The organism is Paenibacillus sp. J31R34, assembly GCF_059383715.1.
In genome coordinates this window covers 196,893-214,373 of the sequence record NZ_JBXENU010000004.1, presented here as the reverse complement: position 1 = coordinate 214,373, position 17,481 = coordinate 196,893, and the positions used below count along the sequence as shown (strand labels likewise).

Annotated in this window: 14 protein-coding genes and 1 pseudogene; 5 read left to right on the top strand and 10 right to left on the bottom strand. The window is 49.4% G+C overall.

All coding sequences use genetic code 11. The features are described from left to right. Positions 1–2: 2 nt before the first annotated feature. Positions 3–908, top strand: a complete 906-nt coding sequence (locus AC50YG_RS13645; protein WP_494827446.1) for an RraA family protein — start codon at positions 3–5, stop codon at positions 906–908. A gap of 390 nt (positions 909–1,298) precedes the next feature. Then, positions 1,299–2,281: pseudogene (locus tag AC50YG_RS13640) on the top strand (Rpn family recombination-promoting nuclease/putative transposase). 103 nt (positions 2,282–2,384) lie between these two features. On the opposite strand, the gene AC50YG_RS13635 reads toward AC50YG_RS13640, so the two are convergent. Both AC50YG_RS13635 and AC50YG_RS13630 read right to left on the bottom strand, forming a co-directional pair. Further along, a complete protein-coding gene (locus tag AC50YG_RS13635; protein ID WP_494827444.1) occupies positions 2,385–3,560 on the bottom strand; it encodes a helix-turn-helix domain-containing protein in 1,176 nt (391 codons plus the stop codon). A 63-nt stretch (positions 3,561–3,623) separates the two neighbouring features. Next, positions 3,624–4,271: a GntR family transcriptional regulator gene (locus AC50YG_RS13630; RefSeq protein WP_473757935.1), complete on the bottom strand. Its 648-nt coding sequence runs from the start codon at positions 4,269–4,271 to the stop codon at positions 3,624–3,626. Positions 4,272–4,470: 199 nt separating this feature from the next. Between AC50YG_RS13630 and nagZ the strand changes: the two genes are divergently transcribed. Next, on the top strand, positions 4,471–5,784 hold the full coding sequence (nagZ, locus tag AC50YG_RS13625) for a beta-N-acetylhexosaminidase (RefSeq protein ID WP_494827440.1): 1,314 nt from the start codon (positions 4,471–4,473) through the stop codon (positions 5,782–5,784). A gap of 47 nt (positions 5,785–5,831) precedes the next feature. Here nagZ and AC50YG_RS13620 read toward each other — a convergent pair whose 3' ends face one another. Beyond that, positions 5,832–6,737: a hypothetical protein gene (locus AC50YG_RS13620; protein ID WP_494827437.1), complete on the bottom strand. Its 906-nt coding sequence runs from the start codon at positions 6,735–6,737 to the stop codon at positions 5,832–5,834. Positions 6,738–6,840: 103 nt separating this feature from the next. Next, the gene (locus AC50YG_RS13615; RefSeq protein ID WP_494827435.1) at positions 6,841–7,668 is read right to left on the bottom strand and encodes a uroporphyrinogen-III synthase; all 828 of its coding nucleotides are present in this window, start codon (positions 7,666–7,668) and stop codon (positions 6,841–6,843) included. Positions 7,669–8,002: 334 nt separating this feature from the next. On the opposite strand from AC50YG_RS13615, the gene AC50YG_RS13610 reads away from it, so the two are divergent. Next, positions 8,003–8,851, top strand: coding sequence for a helix-turn-helix transcriptional regulator (locus AC50YG_RS13610; protein ID WP_494827780.1), 849 nt, complete (start codon positions 8,003–8,005; stop codon positions 8,849–8,851). Here AC50YG_RS13610 and AC50YG_RS13605 read toward each other — a convergent pair. The 6 genes from AC50YG_RS13605 to AC50YG_RS13580 all read right to left on the bottom strand — a co-directional run bounded on the left by AC50YG_RS13605 (position 8,806) and on the right by AC50YG_RS13580 (position 15,161). Beyond that, on the bottom strand, positions 8,806–9,450 hold the full coding sequence (locus tag AC50YG_RS13605; RefSeq protein ID WP_494827431.1) for an HAD family hydrolase: 645 nt from the start codon (positions 9,448–9,450) through the stop codon (positions 8,806–8,808). The two genes, AC50YG_RS13610 and AC50YG_RS13605, sit on opposite strands and share 46 nt — an antisense overlap. 75 nt (positions 9,451–9,525) lie before the next feature. Further along, on the bottom strand, positions 9,526–10,119 hold the full coding sequence (locus tag AC50YG_RS13600; protein WP_473757941.1) for a DUF1349 domain-containing protein: 594 nt from the start codon (positions 10,117–10,119) through the stop codon (positions 9,526–9,528). 179 nt (positions 10,120–10,298) lie between these two features. Beyond that, the gene (locus AC50YG_RS13595) at positions 10,299–11,543 is read right to left on the bottom strand and encodes an MFS transporter (RefSeq protein ID WP_341278576.1); all 1,245 of its coding nucleotides are present in this window, start codon (positions 11,541–11,543) and stop codon (positions 10,299–10,301) included. A 96-nt stretch (positions 11,544–11,639) separates the two neighbouring features. Further along, a complete protein-coding gene (locus tag AC50YG_RS13590; protein ID WP_341278577.1) occupies positions 11,640–12,671 on the bottom strand; it encodes a zinc-dependent alcohol dehydrogenase in 1,032 nt (343 codons plus the stop codon). A 36-nt stretch (positions 12,672–12,707) separates the two neighbouring features. Continuing rightward, complete coding sequence (locus AC50YG_RS13585; protein WP_494827425.1) at positions 12,708–13,979, bottom strand: aminotransferase class III-fold pyridoxal phosphate-dependent enzyme; 1,272 nt, start codon at positions 13,977–13,979, stop codon at positions 12,708–12,710. A 24-nt stretch (positions 13,980–14,003) separates the two neighbouring features. Continuing rightward, positions 14,004–15,161, bottom strand: a complete 1,158-nt coding sequence (locus AC50YG_RS13580) for a glycosyltransferase family 2 protein (protein WP_494827423.1) — start codon at positions 15,159–15,161, stop codon at positions 14,004–14,006. 407 nt (positions 15,162–15,568) lie between these two features. On the opposite strand from AC50YG_RS13580, the gene AC50YG_RS13575 reads away from it, so the two are divergent. Further along, positions 15,569–17,401, top strand: a complete 1,833-nt coding sequence (locus AC50YG_RS13575) for a UbiD family decarboxylase (protein ID WP_494827421.1) — start codon at positions 15,569–15,571, stop codon at positions 17,399–17,401. The last annotated feature ends 80 nt before the right edge of the window (positions 17,402–17,481 follow it).

Sequence of the window (17,481 nt, the reverse complement as noted above, 5' to 3'; positions counted from 1 at the left end):
AGATGAAGTTCGATAATCCGGAAGATATAAGACAATTGACCCCGCTTTGGGAGGGTGAGCGCTTTGAGAATGGCCGCCCTAAAGTAGATGAAGATATATTGCGCCGCATGCGAAAAATAACGCTGGAGGAAGCGTGGGGCCCACTGTGGAATCGGGGCTATACGTTTCAATTCGAAGGAGAGTTCAAAATCATGCATCCCGAGCAGGTGATGGTCGGTCGTGCGGTTACTGCGGTCATGGTGCCCAAGCGGCCTGACCTGCATGAAACGTTGCTCGATTACGGGCATGAGCAGGAGGATCGCCACGGCTTTTTCAACCAATGGGTCATTGATTCGCTGGTGGAGGACGATGTGGTCGTCGTCGATATGTTTGATAAAATTCATAGCGGCACTTACGTTGGCGGTAATTTATCTACGGCGATAGCTACTCGCACGAAGCGCGGCGGCGCCGTAATCTGGGGCGGTATCCGCGATAATCAGCAGGTAAAGGAAATCGGCGGCATTAACGTCTATTATCGGGGCAGCGATCCGACGGCGATTGCCGATGTGACGATGGTCGGGATGAATGTGCCGACACGCATTGGCAAGGCGATCTGTATGCCTGGGGATGTCGTGCTGGGCACGCCTGCGGGAGTTATTTTTATTCCGCCGCATTTGGCTGAGCTGACCGTTGTGCAGGCAGAGAAGTCGCAGGTGCGCGACGTATTCGGCTTCATTCGCCTTAAGCAGCAGGTGTATTCAACGGCGCAAATAGACGCTGCTTGGAATACGGCGCTGTGGCAGGATTTCATCGACTGGTTCAATAACGATGACGCCGCTGCGGAATATCGGCATTTGAGCTGGGACGATGAGCTTGAGGATGCGAAGAAGAGAGAGCATGATGGGCCGCGGAGCGATGTGCGTCTGTAGAACGCAAAAGGAGGTTAGGAAAATTTTCCTGACCTTTTCGCATTTTTCAATTAACCCTTTTTAGGAATCCGTTTAATCAGTCTATCATTGCTGTCGTAGACCAGGACGCATAAATCTTTGAATTCTCCCTTCAATTCGAAGTACATTTTAATAGCCTCATCCTTTGACATTGCTTCTCCAAATCGCTCATTCTTGTATGCAATATAGTATTTTGTCATAAACAAATACTGACAATTTTCTACATTTTTATCAATTTTCTATTTTCACCGGACAACCATTAGGATAATTGACGCAGCCTTCTGAGATATAAATGAGAACGATACTTTCGTTTAGCAAATTCCGGTTTCTTATTTTGCATGGTATAATCATGTTGAATGGAGCTGATTTGGGATGAACGAGTTGCTTGATCCTCGTAATGATTTCGTCTTTAAGCGCATTTTTGGCAGTGAAGAAAATAAAGATGTATTGCTTGCCTTTTTGAATCGCACTTTTGCAGAGTCAAACGAACCTCCGCTAACTGAAATTGTACTTTTGAACCCCTATACGGATAAGGATGCCCCATTGGACAAACAGTCTATTTTTGATATCTGGGCCAAAACATCTGAGGGTACGCTGATTAATATTGAAATGCAGTTATTTAATAAGTACGATATAGAGAAACGTACTCTGTTTTATTGGAGCAAACGGTACTCAAGTCAATTGCAGGAAGGAAATACGTATAAAGAGCCAAGGTGAAACGGTTTTCGCCATCCTTCGGCGGCGCAGCGCGTTTCATTCCGAGAAATATAGAAAAAGGATGAGAACATCATATCCTTTTCTATATTTTCAAAAAATGTGTGACCATTAATATATTGAATTATTCCTTCCTGTCTAATGACCGTTACCATAATGTGTTCCATTTGCGGGAAGACCACACCGGCCTCGCCTTAACGGATGATATTGAAGTTCATTTTATGGAGCTTTCCAAGCTAAATGATCAATTACTGCCTCATGAGGGCGGCTTAATCAATTGGCTGTTATTTCTGAAAGGTGCCGATAAATCAAATTGGGAGGTGCTAAAGATGAATGAACCGACACTAGGCAAAGCGATGGATACCTTGGAATTTCTAAGTCAGGATGGGGAGGCTCGCCGTTTGTATGAGGAGCGGCAGAAATTTTTGCACGATGAGGCTTCCATGATTGAATGGGCTACGGAAAAGGGTATGAAACAAGGGATCGCAAAAGGGATTGAGAAAGGGATTGAGAAAGGGATTGAAAAAGGCGAACGCCAAAAAGCGATTGAAATCGCCAAAAACATGCTGGCCTTGGGCATCGAAATTCCGCTCATCGCCAAAGCAAGTGGCCTGTCTGAAACGGAAGTTAAAGCGTTATAGCTGGAGCTGTCTATCATTCAGTAAATAATCATGTTGGTAGACTGTCCATAGCACAGAGGGAGCACACCATTGCGTGGGCTCCCTCTTCCTTTATGCATCCGATCTAATGCCCCGCTGACTCGCGGTACTCGCTTGGAGACAAGCCGACCCGCTTTTTGAAAATTTGGCTAAAATAGCGCGAATCCTGATAGCCGACCTTTTCCGCCACCTCGTAGTTTTTAAAATGCGTCGACTTGAGCATCGCTTTCGCCTTGTCGATTCGGATATCGGTCAAATGCTCGATGAACGTTTTGCCAGTATTGGTCTTGAACAGCAGGCTCAAATAGGTTGGCGTCATGTACACCTTCTCCGCCACGCTTTGCAGCGAAACATGCTGACATTCCTGCTCCATATAATACATCGTTTTTTTAATGATGCTGCGATGGCTCTCGCCCTGGTAGGGCGCTACCGCTTTCCACAAGCCTGTGACAAACTCGCTGACACAGCGAACCAATTCATGAAGCGTTTTCATTTTCAAAATGGATAAAATTTCATAAGGTTTATTAGCTGCAGCGGTATCCGTATCAGCTAGCACTCTTCGCTCCATCCCCACGAGCAAACGCAGCGTCAGCTCATACATATGTGAAATATCAATCGGCCCGCCCCTCATCACGCTGCGATAAAACGCCTTTACCGCCTCTTCAAGCTGCCCCTCCGACGTCGCCGCCTTGCAGCCATCAAACAGCTCCTTCTCCATATGCTCCGGATATTCCTGAAGCGGCACATAAGCGCGAAGCTCGCTAAAATAAATGATTTCGCCAATGCCCTGATAAAATTGATGCTGGAGCGCCTGCCCCGCCTGTTCATAGGAATGCTTTACTTCGTGCAAATAGCCACAGGGCTTCCCTACACCAATCGTAATCGGATCGGAAAACTGTTCGCCCAGCATCGCCTGCACATTATCGAGCATCTTCTTCGACACCCAGGAAAACAGTAGCACGAGCCGATGCTCCTCATCTAAAAAAAGCACACTTCCCGCCGGAATACGCGGCTGCAAATATTCCCTTATTTTCTCCATATAGCCGAGCCGGTCATGCTCCTGATGAAAATAGGCCGCTGGTGCAAGCATGGCTACAGCCGGATACGTAAAATATGGATTTACATTCAGCTTCACCAGTTGCTCCTTCACATTCGCCTTTCCACTGCCGCTGACTCTGTCCAACACCAGCTCCTGCAGCAAACGATCCCTCATCCAGGTCAGCATATAATCGTCCTTCAGCCATTTTTCTTCTTTCACCATGCTCCATTTCCCCTTTAAATTGAAAGGTTAACAAGCAAGCTGCCCCTCGTCTTAAGTCACGGCCTAGTCCAGATGAATGATTTTGTAAGCGTGCATATGATCGATAAACGCCCGCTCAGCCGCTGCAACATCCCCTTTGCGCAGCACGTCAATTAGTACAGTATGGTAATCTGCCAGCCCTAGAGTCGTGTAATGCCGATTGGAAATCGCCATAAACCGCATAAGCTTCGTCTTCATATCCTTCCATAACGTCAAAATAGCCCCATTATCACATTTGCGGTAGAAAAAACCATGAAAATCCATGTCTAGCTCCAATATGCTAAGTATATCGTTTTGCTTAACCGCTTGGTCCATCTGCTCAATAATGCCAGCCAGCTCGGAGAAATCCTGCTCCGTAAGCAGCGGCATTGACTGCCTAACCGCGAAGCCTTCAATCATTTCCCGCAGCACGAACAAATCCTTGATTTCCTTCGCCGTTATGTTGGAGACCACCGAGCCTTTGTTCGGAACACCAATAATGAGCCCTTCTTGCTTGAGCCGTTCAAGCGCCTCTCTTACAGGAGCCTGGCTAATCTGGAATTGTCCGGCGATTTCCAGTACAATAAGGCGGGCACCCGGTTGAAGCTCGCCAGCCAAAATCTCTTTCTTCAGCTTCATATATACATGTGTACTTATAGAATGAATGGGCACGATTGCTGGATTTTCTGACACATAAACACGTCCCTATTTCAAATTATCGATTATCGTTAATCTATACACTTCCCATTATATCGGCTCATTTCCAGCTTCACAACCCAATTTTGGAAATAAGACCGAAACAGCCTTTGCAATAGCTTTTACTTCTAACTTCCCCTAAAGTATGAGAAGCTGGCCTAAAGGGGATATTGCAAGAAAAGGAGGAACTTCCCACATGCTCAAAAAAATGACTTCATTGCTTCTTGCTTCATTTCTCGTTATAAGTGCGAGTTCCTGCGGCAGTGCGGTCGATCGTACCAACAGCGGGAACGGCAGCCATTCCGGCTCTAATCAACCAGCCACTGCCACGATGCCAGGCCCTTCCGCCACAGAATCGGCAGCAGCATCAGCCATTCCAACTATAGCGCCTTCGCCAACGGCGACGGAAGCGCCGGACCCCATCAAACAAGAAATGGCCAGCATGTCGGTCGATGAGAAAATCGGACAGCTCGTGCTCGTTGGACTTGAAGGCACCACCATTCAAGCCGATGCCATCGAAATGATGAATACCTATCATGTAGGCGGCTTTATTTTGTACAAAAGAAATATTACGGACGCTTCGCAGACGCTAGCCCTGCTGAACGAGCTTAAAAAACAAAATGAAAAAAATCCCGTCCCGCTGTGGCTGAGCATCGATCAAGAAGGTGGAACGGTGAGCCGAATGCCCCAGGATTTCGTGAAAATTCCATCCGCACAGTCTATTGGCAGCAAAAACAAACCACAATACGCCTACGGAATAGGTGAAGCTATTGGCGCCGAGCTGTATTCCATAGGGTTTAATATGGATTTTGCCCCTGTGCTCGATATTAACAGCAACCCGGACAATCCGGTCATTGGCAATCGGGCGTTTGGCTCCACCGCGGAAAGCGTCATAACGAGCGGCATTGAGACGATGAAGGGCATACAGGCGGGACATGTTGTGCCTGTCGTCAAGCATTTTCCAGGCCATGGGGATACGTCGGTCGATTCACATCTGGATTTGCCGGTAGTAGACAAAAGCTTGAAGCAATTAGAGCAGTTCGAGCTTCTTCCCTTTAAGGAAGCGATTAAGCAGCAAGCCCCTGCTGTCATGATCGGGCATTTGCTTATTCCGGCCATCGACAAGCAATACCCTGCTTCCTTGTCCAAGACGATCATAACTGAGCTATTGCGGGACAAGCTCGGGTTTACGGGTGTTGTCATTACGGATGATATGACGATGCTTGGCATTACGAAGCATTTTGGCATTCAGGATGCGGCGGTCAAAGCCGTTCAAGCGGGCAACGATATTCTTCTTGTCGGACATGATGCCAAGCAGCAGATCGCCGTGCTAAGGGCGCTAAAAAAAGCGGTCAAAGCAGGCGACATCTCCATGCAAGCGCTCGATGACAGCGTTTATCGGATCATTCGGCTCAAAAGCGCTTTTACGCTAAAAGATGAGCTCATCACCCGCGCCAATGTCGATGCGGTCAACCGTCAAATTAAAAAAGCGCTGAACGCTTCTAAATAGAAGCAATCGGCGCTTTTTTCGTTGTTCAAATAAATGCCTGGCATAGATTACACTGGCGACATATAACGGCCATAGCTAAGGTCGAGCTCGGAAAACTTGCCATCCTTCTCTGAAAGGAACGACACATCTTCCCCTTCCGCCCCCATCCATTTGACCCCAAGAACGATACCATCAGCCGTCTTCGCAGCGAAAAGGAAGGAAAACATTTCCGGCATGACCTCGCCGCCATCATCCACACGCCAAGTCGAGCTTTCATTAAACACAGCCGGATAGTCTTGGAAAACGAAGCCGTCTGTAGTCTGCAGCGCCAAGCTCGCCAGCATATCCTTGCCCTGACGCTCGAACTGCACCAGATACAAGGTATTCCCCTCGTCCCCTATTTCCTCAAGCGGCCATAGCTTCTCCACGCTGCGGTTCTTGCTCTTGGCGATTGCCGACAACACCTCATCTGTTGCCTGCCCGTTTCGCTTTCCAGTTACGGACAGCAGCATTTCCGGCTTTACCGACTGATCATCGATTAGATAATACGTTTCATTCGGCTCCGCCTTGCCCTCCACGACCTCAAACAGCTGGCCCTGCTGGTTTGCAAAATTTTGCGCCGTTTGCCTGCCGTTATCGGCTTCGGTGGCCGTTTGCTCCGTTTTGTATTTAATTTTGAGCAATTGCCCATTGTGGCCAACAGCGAGATTGAAGCCGGGCCACTGCTCGCCGCTCCCTTCAGTCGGGCCGACAAGCAGCTGTTTGCCCGCTTCATCCGCAAAGCCAAATGCTCCTTTGCCAAGCACGGCGGTATCCAGCAGCGGTGCGGCTGTTGGATCAGCTGCCGACCCAGCGACGGGCCCCTTCGTCGCCTCTTCGCCGCTACCTCCTCCAGATGGCTTAAGCTCTGAAGAGCATGCGCCTAAACATATCGTCAATATGAGTGAAATGATCAACAAACTGCTTTTTCTCATCCTAAATCTACCCCTTTAAACAAATGATGCAACGTCTACAAACTTAAGACGAAGCAGCTATTCAAAAAGGTGCAGTCCGTAAGCAGTCGGTTTTAGATTTCGTTTATTTGGTTTGGCCTTGCGCTTCGTAATAATGGGCCACTTCAATGATCATTGCACCCATTCGTTCAATATCCGGCACGATATAACGTTGTACCCCGTTTAATTGCAGCGCCTCGGCGGTTACTTTACCCACAGCTGCTGCTAGAACCTGCCCAGCGAATATTTCCTGAAGCTGCTGCTCAAGACCTATTTTTCTTGCATAGCGGAATAAATACTGCACTTGAACGGCAGTTGTAAAGCAGACCACGTCAACCTCGCCTGCCGTCAGCTCTTCCATGAGCTGAGTAAGTACGCTCACCTCGGGCGGAACATGTTTGTAGGGCAGCAGCGAAATAACCTCACCCGCTTTTTTCGCAGCAAAAAAACGCTCCAGCTCGGGCGAAGGTTCGCCATGCAGCTGAATGACAATACGCTGCCCGGCAAAATCAAATTCCTCCAGCTTGTCGATTAGATTTTGCACCGTGCCATCATCATCCGCTACAACGGCTTTCAAGCCTGCCCGCTTAAGATAAGCAGTCGTCTTGTAACCTCTGGAAGCAATCGATGCCTGCGACAGCTGCTCCAAAAACGGCTCCTGGATATTCAGCTTTTCCGCATTGCTGGCAAGCGTCTCCGAGCCAATACCCGTCGTTAAAATAACCCAATCAGCACCCTCGACTGCAAACTGTCGCAGTGGCGCCTCCAACGTTTCCTCATCGAGCAATGTCATTCCCTGAAGCGAACGCACGACCGACGTCCCGCCCTGTTTTTCAATGATGGCGCTCATTTCCTCTGTCTTGCGAGATCCTGCTATGACCAATCTTTTCCCCTTCAATGCACCCATTCCCATGCTTGCCCCGTCACCATGCTTTCTCCAAATGTGTTTGTCATATATCTTAACACAAGCGGAAACAGCTGTCGCCATTTCAAGGTAGGCAAAACTTGTTTTACCCTTTAATAACTGCGGAACACATGTAAAAAACCGTTCTCTAAGCCAAGAACGGCGATTTCTTAACATCAATAAATTGTTCCAAAATAACGATAAATAGCGAAAAACAGAGAAAAACATCGAAAACTAGATATAACATATATTTCTTTATGTATGTTATAATTCCAATTGTCAATCAGGCGTCCACATTTTTGATCACATTTTAATTCCACTTTTAGGAGAAAAGAGGAAGTTGATGCAGGAAGCAATAGACACAGGCAGCATCTACAACGAGCTCCCCCTATTGATTACCGGATCTGGAAGCGTTACCGTCACTGAGCCCGACCGTTGCCCTGGAGGCAGCCCTGATTACAAAATCGTAAACTGCGTAGGAGGTACAGGCCGCCTTGTTTTTCAAGAACGGGAAATTCAGCTGAAGGAAGGCGTCGCCATTCTTTATTTTTCCCACACCGCTTCTATTTCCTGCGAAATTAGTGAAACGCTCAGCATCAAATATTTAACCTTTACCGGTTATTTGCTGCCAGCATTTCTGCAGGCGTTACATATCGCCAACCTTTCCGTATTTCGGCTGGATCCCGCTCCGCAAATGCTCATCGACGAAATTATTTTAAGCCAGCAATCCACCCGTCAGGAGCGTAATTTCACTGGATCAGCGCTCTTGTATATGCTGCTCATCAAGCTGAAGCTCTCCAAGGACCTTTACCTTGTTCCTGAACGCAAGGAGCATACACCGAAGCTGTCCAGTATCCTGACCTATATTAAGCAAAACTATCATCTCGACATTTCCCTATCTATGCTGGCCGGGCAGCTCTACATAACCGAGCAGCATTTGAATCGCATGTTCAAAAAAGAATATGCGATGACCCCGCTCGATTTTTTAACCCGCTACCGACTGCTCAAGGCAAAAGAAATGCTCATTCATGACGATTCCATGACAGCTCATGACATTGCCAAGGCAGTCGGTTTTAATAGTGCGAGTTATTTTGGCTCCGTTTTCAAAAAGCATGAAGGCTGCTCACCAATGGTGCTGCGCAAAAGCTACAAAGCCTCTAAATCAAATTCGGCGATTGAGGCAAGCCGCTGATCAAAATTCAAAAATTCCAAATCCCTCGTCACTTCATTCGGCACCACGATACAGCGGATGCCAGCCGCCTTCGCAGCTTTCAAACCATTTGGCGAGTCTTCAAAGACGATGGCTTCTGAGGCATCAATGCCAAGCCGTGCCAGCGTCAGCTCATACAGCTCCGGATCGGGCTTTACCCGCCCCACATCTTCAGAGGTGTGGATGACATCAAAGGCTTCAAAGATGCCGAGCTTCTTCAAATAACTATGAACCCAGTCTCTTGTAGAGCTCGAAGCAACCGCAAGGCGCAGATTTCGCTGCTTCACGCTCGCCAGCAGCTCCGCAACACCGGGCAATAGCCCGGCTTCGCCAATATAAACCGCATATTTTTGCTCAGAGAGCTCTTTAATATGGTCATGGTCAATCGGCGTTTGCAGCGCTTCCTCCAAATAATGGAAAGGATTGAATTCGTCGAAGTTTGTACCCACATTGCGGGACCATAGGCTTAGCGACAACTCTACGCCATGCTCCTGATAAATGTCCCGAAAAGCATAATACCAAGGGGTCTCCGTATCCATAATCAAGCCATCGAAATCAAAAATGATTGCTTTCAGACTCATCGCTGTCATCAGCTTCCTTTCCTGCTTTTACTTGCAGCTTACCTGGAGCCGACTCTTAGCTTGCAGCTGCCGCTGCTAAAATCGGCTTTCCTCGTTCGCCTCGGTGAGATGAACAAAGCTAAACTCGCTCGTGCTGCCGCTGCCTTTTGGCGATTGCGCAACGATGCCAACCTTCACTTCATCCGGCGTACGCATGCCGAAATAACGAATCAGCTTCCATTCCTCACCATCAGGCGAATAATAGAAGGACACGCAGTCCTCGACTTTATTGATTCGCAAATAAGGATTGTCCGACTGGATCTCTTCCGAGTTGCAATCATCTGACCAGCCGTCCTTAGTGACGACCGAGACGATTGAGGCAGCCCGCCCATTAAATTCAAAGCATAATTTACACCAATTGTCTTTATCGACGTACAGCATTAGGCATCCCGAGTCATACTGCTGCTTCATCTCCACCGTTAGCCTTGCCGTCAATTCGAAGGAGCGCTTGACCGGAGCATACAAGAAAGGAGCGGAGCTGGCAAAATGCTTGCCTGATGGATCGCAGAAAAAATCCGCCTCCGGTGGTGCCTCAATAATAACGCCGCCCTGCTCTGTGAACTGCCACTGAGATGGTTCGTTAATCCATGCCAGTTTATCGCGTGTTTCATGGTTTAATACATTAATCATTAATTATCCCTCCGTAGCCATTTTCTGTATAACCATTCGACCTAATTGGCAAAAAACCTTCTTTTGTAAAAATATAAGAATTTATAAGTTTCCCCTTATAAATGGGCTTATATTTCTCGGACAAAGCTCTTCGCACGTCCTGGAAGGACGACGAAGTCGTTTTTGCTTGCAAATGGTTATTAGACATGATGGTTCGCTTCCATAACCTGCTGTTGCCGGGAAGGAAGCGGGAGGAAAAATACGACAGCCATGAGCACCATATAAAGCGCAACAATGACGGTGAACAGCAGCTTTGGACTATAGTTATAGATGAGTCCCGTCAAATAACCAGAAGGTATAGCAATCAGTGTCATGACCGTCTGTACGGCCGAAAACATATCTGCTTTCTCATGCGTGCCGAGGCGATTCATCAGCAGCGCATCCCGGTACGTTTGCAAAATAAACGTCCCTGCCGCCAATATAACAATCGTCAGCATGAGCAGCGGCACATTGCCGGAAGGAATAAAGAGCAGCAGCAAGGAGCCCGCGGTGCATAAGGTGATCGACAAACTCACGTATTTTTCATCCGAGCGCTGTTTCAGCCGAGGAATGACGACCAAATACAGCACCATGACCGTTACCGCAGTGACGACTGGAATGTAGGAAATCGTCCAATCACCGAAATGCAGCTCCTCTTTAAAAAACACGACCTGGAAAAAATTCAGCTGCAAAATAAAATTGGACAGCACCGTGATTAAAATAATCGGGAACAGCCGGCGAGTATAAAACGCTTTGCCGAATAGCCGCAGGCTGGCTCCCAAACTTTTCAGCACCTTGGTCTGGCTATGTACCGCAATGAGCTCTTTGCCCGCCTCCGTCTCCTCCGTCAGCCGGTTCCTTACAATAAACATAATCGTCATCATTACGCCTCCGGCAAAATAAATGACGGCGAGCGTTTTCCCGATACCAAAATCGGCGATGACAAAACCCGCTAGCGGCGTGAGCACTCCAGCTGCGGTAATAATCATATTCATGATGCCAAATACTTTCGGTCGCTTTCGCTCCTCCACATCTTCAATAATGAGCAAATTGAACGATACGGTGACGAACTTGGATGTCGCATTTAATAGATAGGCAATCATAAACAGCCAGAAGCTTTGCGAGAACGCCCAAATAAACATCGGAACGCTCCAGGCTACAATATCAAAAATGAGCGAGGTGCGTTTTCGGCCCAGCTTATTCGTAATCGATCCGGCAAACAACTGAAATACAAAAGCAAAATACAGGTTAATGGAATTAATCAGTCCAATTTCAATATCGCTTAGTCCGGCATCCTTCATATAGAGCGGCGCATAAAACAAAACGATCGTTCCAGGAATCGCCCAGAGCGGCTCCAGAAAAATCGAATACCGCGGATTTTTTGGCAAATCGGCAAGCAGCTTCATCTTTAAGGCTCATCCCCTCTTCTTCATGCGTCATTGCTGCGCGGCGCCCCGTAAGCCTTTCGCCGCGCAGCCATAACGCCCTTGCCTTGCCCTACATTATGAAATAAGTGCTGTCTTCACGGAGGTCATCGCTCTTGGCGCGCCTGTACTCATGTCATAACCAATCGTTTCATTAAAAGCGCCTTCGTAGTCCTGCAGCTTTTTGGTTGAAGTGACCATGTTTTCGAGCTCCGGCATGCTCTGAGCAAACTTGAGCGCCGTGCTGATCATTTGATGAACCGCAACATCGCCAATGACATTGACACCGTTATTAATAAAATCAGTCGGCTTAAACGATACTTCATAGCTGTCGTCATAGCCCATTGGGATAATTCTGCCGCCTTTGCCGATCAGCTCAAGAGCAACATGCAGCTGATTGCCGACCGCATCAATAATAATATCGAATTTATGGCCATTGTTAATTTCGAGCACTTTCTCAAGCGTCAGCTCCTGAGGATGGAACACATAATCTGCAATGTTCGCAGCGAAGCTTTTACGATATTCATCCACCTCTGTACCAACGGTCAGGCGGCCCAGCCGCTTGCCAACGAGCTGGCACAAGGAACCGATTGCGCCGGAGCCAAGCACAAGCACCGAATCGCTAGGTTTAACGCGAGCTTTCAAGAAGCTGTTGAGCACGCAGCCAAGCGGCTCGACCATCATTGCCGCTTCCCAGCTCATCGTGTCAGGAATTTTGAACACATATCTTTCTTCGCCCGCGTAATATTCCGCGAAAGTGCCATGGATGGTCATGCCAACCTGATGATCCTCGAAATTTTCGCAATAGCAGTGCAGCCCCTCACGGCAATAGGAGCAAATGCCGCATGATTGGGTCGGATCGATGAGCACACGGTCGCCTACTTTAACGCTTCTTACTTTAGGACCAACCTCAACGACGGTTCCAACCCCTTCATGACCGATAATCGTGCCGGAATTGGCAGGAATTTTTCCTTTTACAATGTTAAGGTCTGTTCCGCAAATACCTGAGCCAAAAATTTTAACCTTGACGCCTGTCGGCGACACAATGGTCGGCTCCTCCATCTCCAGAAGTTCCACCTTGCGATAATCCTGATATACTAATGCTTTCATTAAAATTGCCTCCTCTTTCTATTTGTGAATATTAGATTAAACAGCCGACTTGCTAGGCCTAAGTTCTTGTTTGCTCCACTCCAGCAAAACTTCCTTAAGCGACTCTTGTACGAGCAGCAGCTCCGCCTCCGTATGCGCATCTGAGAAGACGAAGAAGCCTTTCGTAAAAATGCCCTGCTGAGCGAGCCGCTTCATCATATAAGCGCGGAACGGATCGCGGTAAAAGTCCTGCTCCGCCCGCGACCTCAGGCAGAAGCTCGCATAGGTGCCGTGCAGTGCGAGCTCCTCTGTCAGCCCCAGCGTATCCAGCTGAGCCTGCAGCTCTGCCATCAGCTTCTGCGTACCGCCGCGCCAGCTTGGCCAGCTCGGTGCCGCCTGCATCAGCTTCTCGCAGGCAATAAGCGCTGCCAGCGCAATCGTCTCGCTCGAATGGGCGCTGCTGAACTTGACCTGCCCACATAGCCGCATAATCGGCTCTGATCCCAATACGACGCCCAGCGGCAGGCCATTGGCCAGCCCCTTCGACAAGCAAAGAATATCCGGCCACAGCCCGTATTCGCCCGCGGTCGCCTGCTTGCCCATTCTTGCGCCCGACGTTACCTCGTCGAACACGATTAGAATGCTGTGTCGTGCGGCCAGCTCCATCACCTTGGCCAGCTCCTCGCGCTGCCACTCGCTCGGGCATAACACGATGCAGGCCAACTGGTCGCCATGCCGGCGCACCTCGTCTTCGATTCGCCGCAGGCTTGCATGCGGCACCCAAACGGTACTGCTGCGAATTTCCGCCGGAATCCCCATCGCTTCCGCGTCTCCGCCGTAATAGCCATAGGCCGACCAATCGCTCCAGCCATGGTAAGCCGTCGACATCACCTTCGGCCTGCGGGTGTAAGCTCTTGCCAGCCGGACTGCGCCGCTAACTGCATCGGCTCCGCCCTTGCAGAAGCGCAGTGCTGCATAACGCTGCTCGAAGCGGGCGAGTACAAGCTCCGCTGCCGTCAGCTCCACATCAGCGGGCACCGAGAAGCTTGTCCCTTTAGCGAGCTGCTTTACAATCGCCGCGTGCACTTCCTCGCGGGCATGTCCCCATGAGGCGGTGCCCATCGCCATCTCGCAATCGAGCCACTCATTGCCATCGATATCGATAAATCTGGATTGTCTGGCTTCTACGCAGCAGATGGCCGTTTCGCCGGGGAATAAGCGCTCTGGCGTCTTCGCCAGCGTGCTGCATCCGCTCGGAATCAATTGCTGCACGCGCTCCAACCATTGCAGGCTTTGGGTAAATACCGCCTGCTCCTCTCTCGTCTTCATGGTTTCTCCTCCATTTAGCGCGTTCTAGCGCACCTTTGTTCCTGGCCAGCAGCTTTCGTAAATCCGGTCGATGGAGATGACATTGCCGTAGAGGTCAATGATTAAATCCTGTGCCCGGTGGGCATGGCGCATTTCAATCCAGTAGCGATTTTCCAGCAGCCGCGTGAAGTTGTCTACGAGGAACAATAGACGGCTCCGGCTCTGAATGAGCTCCTTGCCCAGCACCTGCGGCAGCCAAATCGCCCCATTCGAGTTGAAGCGGTTCGAATAGTCATACACTTCGGTGAGCGTAGCGAACTCTGCCTCGCGAAGCTGGCTCCAGAACATGTCCGCATCGCTGCGCACCTCAGCCAGATCGACGCCAATCATTGGCAGCGATGCAGATGCTGCGTCCTGCTGCTCCAGATGCGACTTCAAATGGTCAAACATGAACGGCCAAATATCGGCCTTAATGTCGCTGCCCCATTTTTTCCAGAAGCGGGCCAGATTGTTTTTGCGATTGAAGCTGCGGTGAATGCCGCTGCTGCGCTCCCAGTGATAGGCCAAAACTTCCGGGTTAATTACGATGTCATAGCCGGCTGCCCGCGCTCTCATCTGATAATCGAAATCCTCGTAGCCGTTGAAAAACTTCTCATCGAGTAGCCCCACCTTCTCATACACTTCGCGCTTCATGCCAAACATCGCGAATATGACGAGCTGTACGGAAAACGTCTGCTTCGGAATATCCATTGGGGAAGCGTTCAGGAAGAGATGACGGCCAATCGTATCCGCAAAGGCGATGCCGCAATGCTGAACGCCGCCTGTCTGCGGATAAAGCAGCACGCCGCCTGCCATGCCAATTTTGTCGCTGCTGTCCAGCGTTTCGCTCATCAGCTGCTGCCAATTGTGATTCAAGATCGTGTCGGAATCGAGAAAATAAATATATTGCCCCTGTGCAATTTTTAGCGCGCTATTAATCGAAACGGCGCATCCAAGCGGATAGTCGTGCTGCAAAATCTCCACCGTCACGCCTTCCTTGCACTCTGACTGAAGCTTATCCAAATGCTGTCTGACTGCTGTGCCGGAACCGTCATTGATGAAGATAATCTGGGTGGATGGGCTTACTGTCCGCAGCAATGAATCCGTAAATAAGTTCAAAATGTTATAATCCTGGTTTACTGGCACAATAACTGTGTGTAGCATGTAATCTCCTCCACGTGATTTATAGTTTCAATTTCGTTCGACGCCAGCTGCCCTCCCTTTATCCCGACTTGACTCTATCTAATTTTGGAATTTATGACGTGTGACTGGAATAGAATCTGGTTACAGTGTATGTTTATGCACCTTGCTGTGTAAATCTCAACATCTGAACTCTATTAAATTTTGAACCTGTTCACTAGATTAGGCGGCAAATTTGACAAGGGGTTTTAATTCGTTTTAACTAGAGATAACTGGTTTTTTTTAATATAAGAATTTATAAGTTTCACACTTATAAAACGGCTTATATTTCTCGGATTGAAACGCGCCGCGCCGCCAAAGGACGGCGAAAGCCTTTTCACCTTGGCAGAGAATCATTTCGCAAAATTCATATAGATCGGAGCTATTTCAACATGTATCGCCACTTGGAACAATGTGTACTGGATTTGGAGCAGAACGGACATCTCGTCCGGATAAAAGAAGAGGTCGACCCCCATTTGGAAATGGCGGCGATTCATATGAAGGTATTTGAAGCTGGCGGTCCCGCCCTATTATTTGAAAATGTAAAAGGCTCCAAATTTCGTGCCGTCTCGAATTTGTTTGGAACGGTTGAGCGGAGCAAATTTATGTTTCGCCATACATGGAACTCAGTCGAGCGCGTCATGGACTTGCGCGGCGACCCCATGAAAGCGATGAAAAACCCGTTTGGACATATCGGAACAGGTCTCGCAGCATGGAAAGCACTGCCGAAGCAAAGCTCGGGCAGCGTGCCTGTAGCCGCGCAGGAAATTCAAATTTCCGACCTGCCGCTCATTAAGCATTGGCCGGAAGACGGCGGCGCTTTCGTGACGCTGCCGCAGGTGTTTACCGAGGAGCCGGGCAAGCCGGGACTCATGAATGCGAATCTCGGCATGTACCGCGTTCAGCTTAGCGGCAATGATTATGAGCTGAATAAGGAAATCGGCGTTCATTACCAGATTCACCGTGGTATCGGCATTCATCAGGATATGGCGAATAAGCTGGGCAAGCCGCTGAAGGTCAGCATTTTCATTGGCGGTCCGCCAGCCCATACGCTGGCGGCCGTTATGCCGCTGCCAGAAGGCTTAAGCGAGATGACCTTTGCCGGCTTGCTGGCGGGACGCCGTTTCCGCTATAGCTACCGGGACGGCTTCGTGCTTAGCAATGACGCAGATTTCGTCATTACTGGGGAAATCTATCCCGGCGAGACGAAACCGGAAGGTCCTTTTGGCGACCATCTGGGCTATTACAGTCTGACGCATCCGTTTCCGCTAATGAAGGTGCATAAAGTGTATGCAAAGCCCCATGCAATCTGGCCGTTTACCGTTGTCGGCAGGCCACCGCAGGAGGATACCGCCTTCGGAGCGCTTATCCATGAGCTTACGGGAGATGCGATCAAGCAGGAAATTCCCGGCGTGAAGGAAGTCCACGCCGTTGATGCAGCAGGCGTGCATCCGCTGCTGTTCGCGATTGGCAGCGAGCGGTATACGCCGTATCAGCAGGTCAAGCGGCCAACGGAAATTTTGACGCTGGCGAACCGGATTTTGGGCACGGGGCAGCTTAGCCTGGCCAAATATTTATTTATTACGGCGGAGGACAAGCAGCCTGTAACGACGCATCATGAGGCGGAATTTCTCGCTTATGTGCTGGAACGGCTGGAACTGCGCCGCGATATTCATTTTTATACGAATACGACGATTGATACGCTCGATTATTCGGGAACGGGGCTTAATGAAGGCAGCAAGGTCGTTTTTGCCGCCTATGGAGAGAAGATTCGCGAGCTGTGCCGCGAAACGCCGGCGGCGCTGAAGGAACTGCGCGGATTTGAGAATGCACGTCTCGTTATGCCTGGCATCGTAGCGATTCAAGGGCCAGCTTTCACAAGCTATGCCGACGCGAAGGTGCAATTGCAGAGCTTGAGCGAGGCAATTGCCGAGAAGGGGCCGCTGCCGTCCTGCCCAATGATTATTTTATGCCACGACAGCACGTTTTTAAGCGCGAAGGTGGACAACTTCCTGTGGGCAACGTTTACCCGCAGCAACCCATCCCATGATATTTACGGGGTAAATAGCGGCTACGAACATAAGCACTGGGCCTGCGATAACGTTATTATTGATGCGCGGACGAAGCCGCATCAAGCGCCGCCGCTCATCGCCGATTCAGCGGTGGAGAAGCGAATTGAGCGCTTGTTCACAACTGGCGCAAGCCTTGGCGGGCTTAAGCTTTAAGCTGGTTGAATGCCGAATGATCAATAGACAAACAAAGGAGTACAGGCACATGTCCTGTACTCCTTTGCCTGTGTTTGACA

Excerpts from the sequence above, each read along its gene's own strand:
- AC50YG_RS13645 (WP_494827446.1), top strand. The coding sequence starts at position 3 with ATGAAGTTCGATAATCCGGAAGATATAAGACAATTGACCCCGCTTTGG.
- AC50YG_RS13635 (WP_494827444.1), bottom strand. The coding sequence starts at position 3,560 with ATGGTGAAAGAAGAAAAATGGCTGAAGGACGATTATATGCTGACCTGG.
- nagZ (WP_494827440.1), top strand. The coding sequence starts at position 4,471 with ATGCTCAAAAAAATGACTTCATTGCTTCTTGCTTCATTTCTCGTTATA.
- AC50YG_RS13620 (WP_494827437.1), bottom strand. The coding sequence starts at position 6,737 with ATGAGAAAAAGCAGTTTGTTGATCATTTCACTCATATTGACGATATGT.
- AC50YG_RS13615 (WP_494827435.1), bottom strand. The coding sequence starts at position 7,668 with ATGGGAATGGGTGCATTGAAGGGGAAAAGATTGGTCATAGCAGGATCT.
- AC50YG_RS13610 (WP_494827780.1), top strand. The coding sequence starts at position 8,003 with ATGCAGGAAGCAATAGACACAGGCAGCATCTACAACGAGCTCCCCCTA.
- AC50YG_RS13605 (WP_494827431.1), bottom strand. The coding sequence starts at position 9,450 with ATGAGTCTGAAAGCAATCATTTTTGATTTCGATGGCTTGATTATGGAT.
- AC50YG_RS13600 (WP_473757941.1), bottom strand. The coding sequence starts at position 10,119 with ATGATTAATGTATTAAACCATGAAACACGCGATAAACTGGCATGGATT.
- AC50YG_RS13595 (WP_341278576.1), bottom strand. The coding sequence starts at position 11,543 with ATGAAGCTGCTTGCCGATTTGCCAAAAAATCCGCGGTATTCGATTTTT.
- AC50YG_RS13590 (WP_341278577.1), bottom strand. The coding sequence starts at position 12,671 with ATGAAAGCATTAGTATATCAGGATTATCGCAAGGTGGAACTTCTGGAG.
- AC50YG_RS13585 (WP_494827425.1), bottom strand. The coding sequence starts at position 13,979 with ATGAAGACGAGAGAGGAGCAGGCGGTATTTACCCAAAGCCTGCAATGG.
- AC50YG_RS13580 (WP_494827423.1), bottom strand. The coding sequence starts at position 15,161 with ATGCTACACACAGTTATTGTGCCAGTAAACCAGGATTATAACATTTTG.
- AC50YG_RS13575 (WP_494827421.1), top strand. The coding sequence starts at position 15,569 with ATGTATCGCCACTTGGAACAATGTGTACTGGATTTGGAGCAGAACGGA.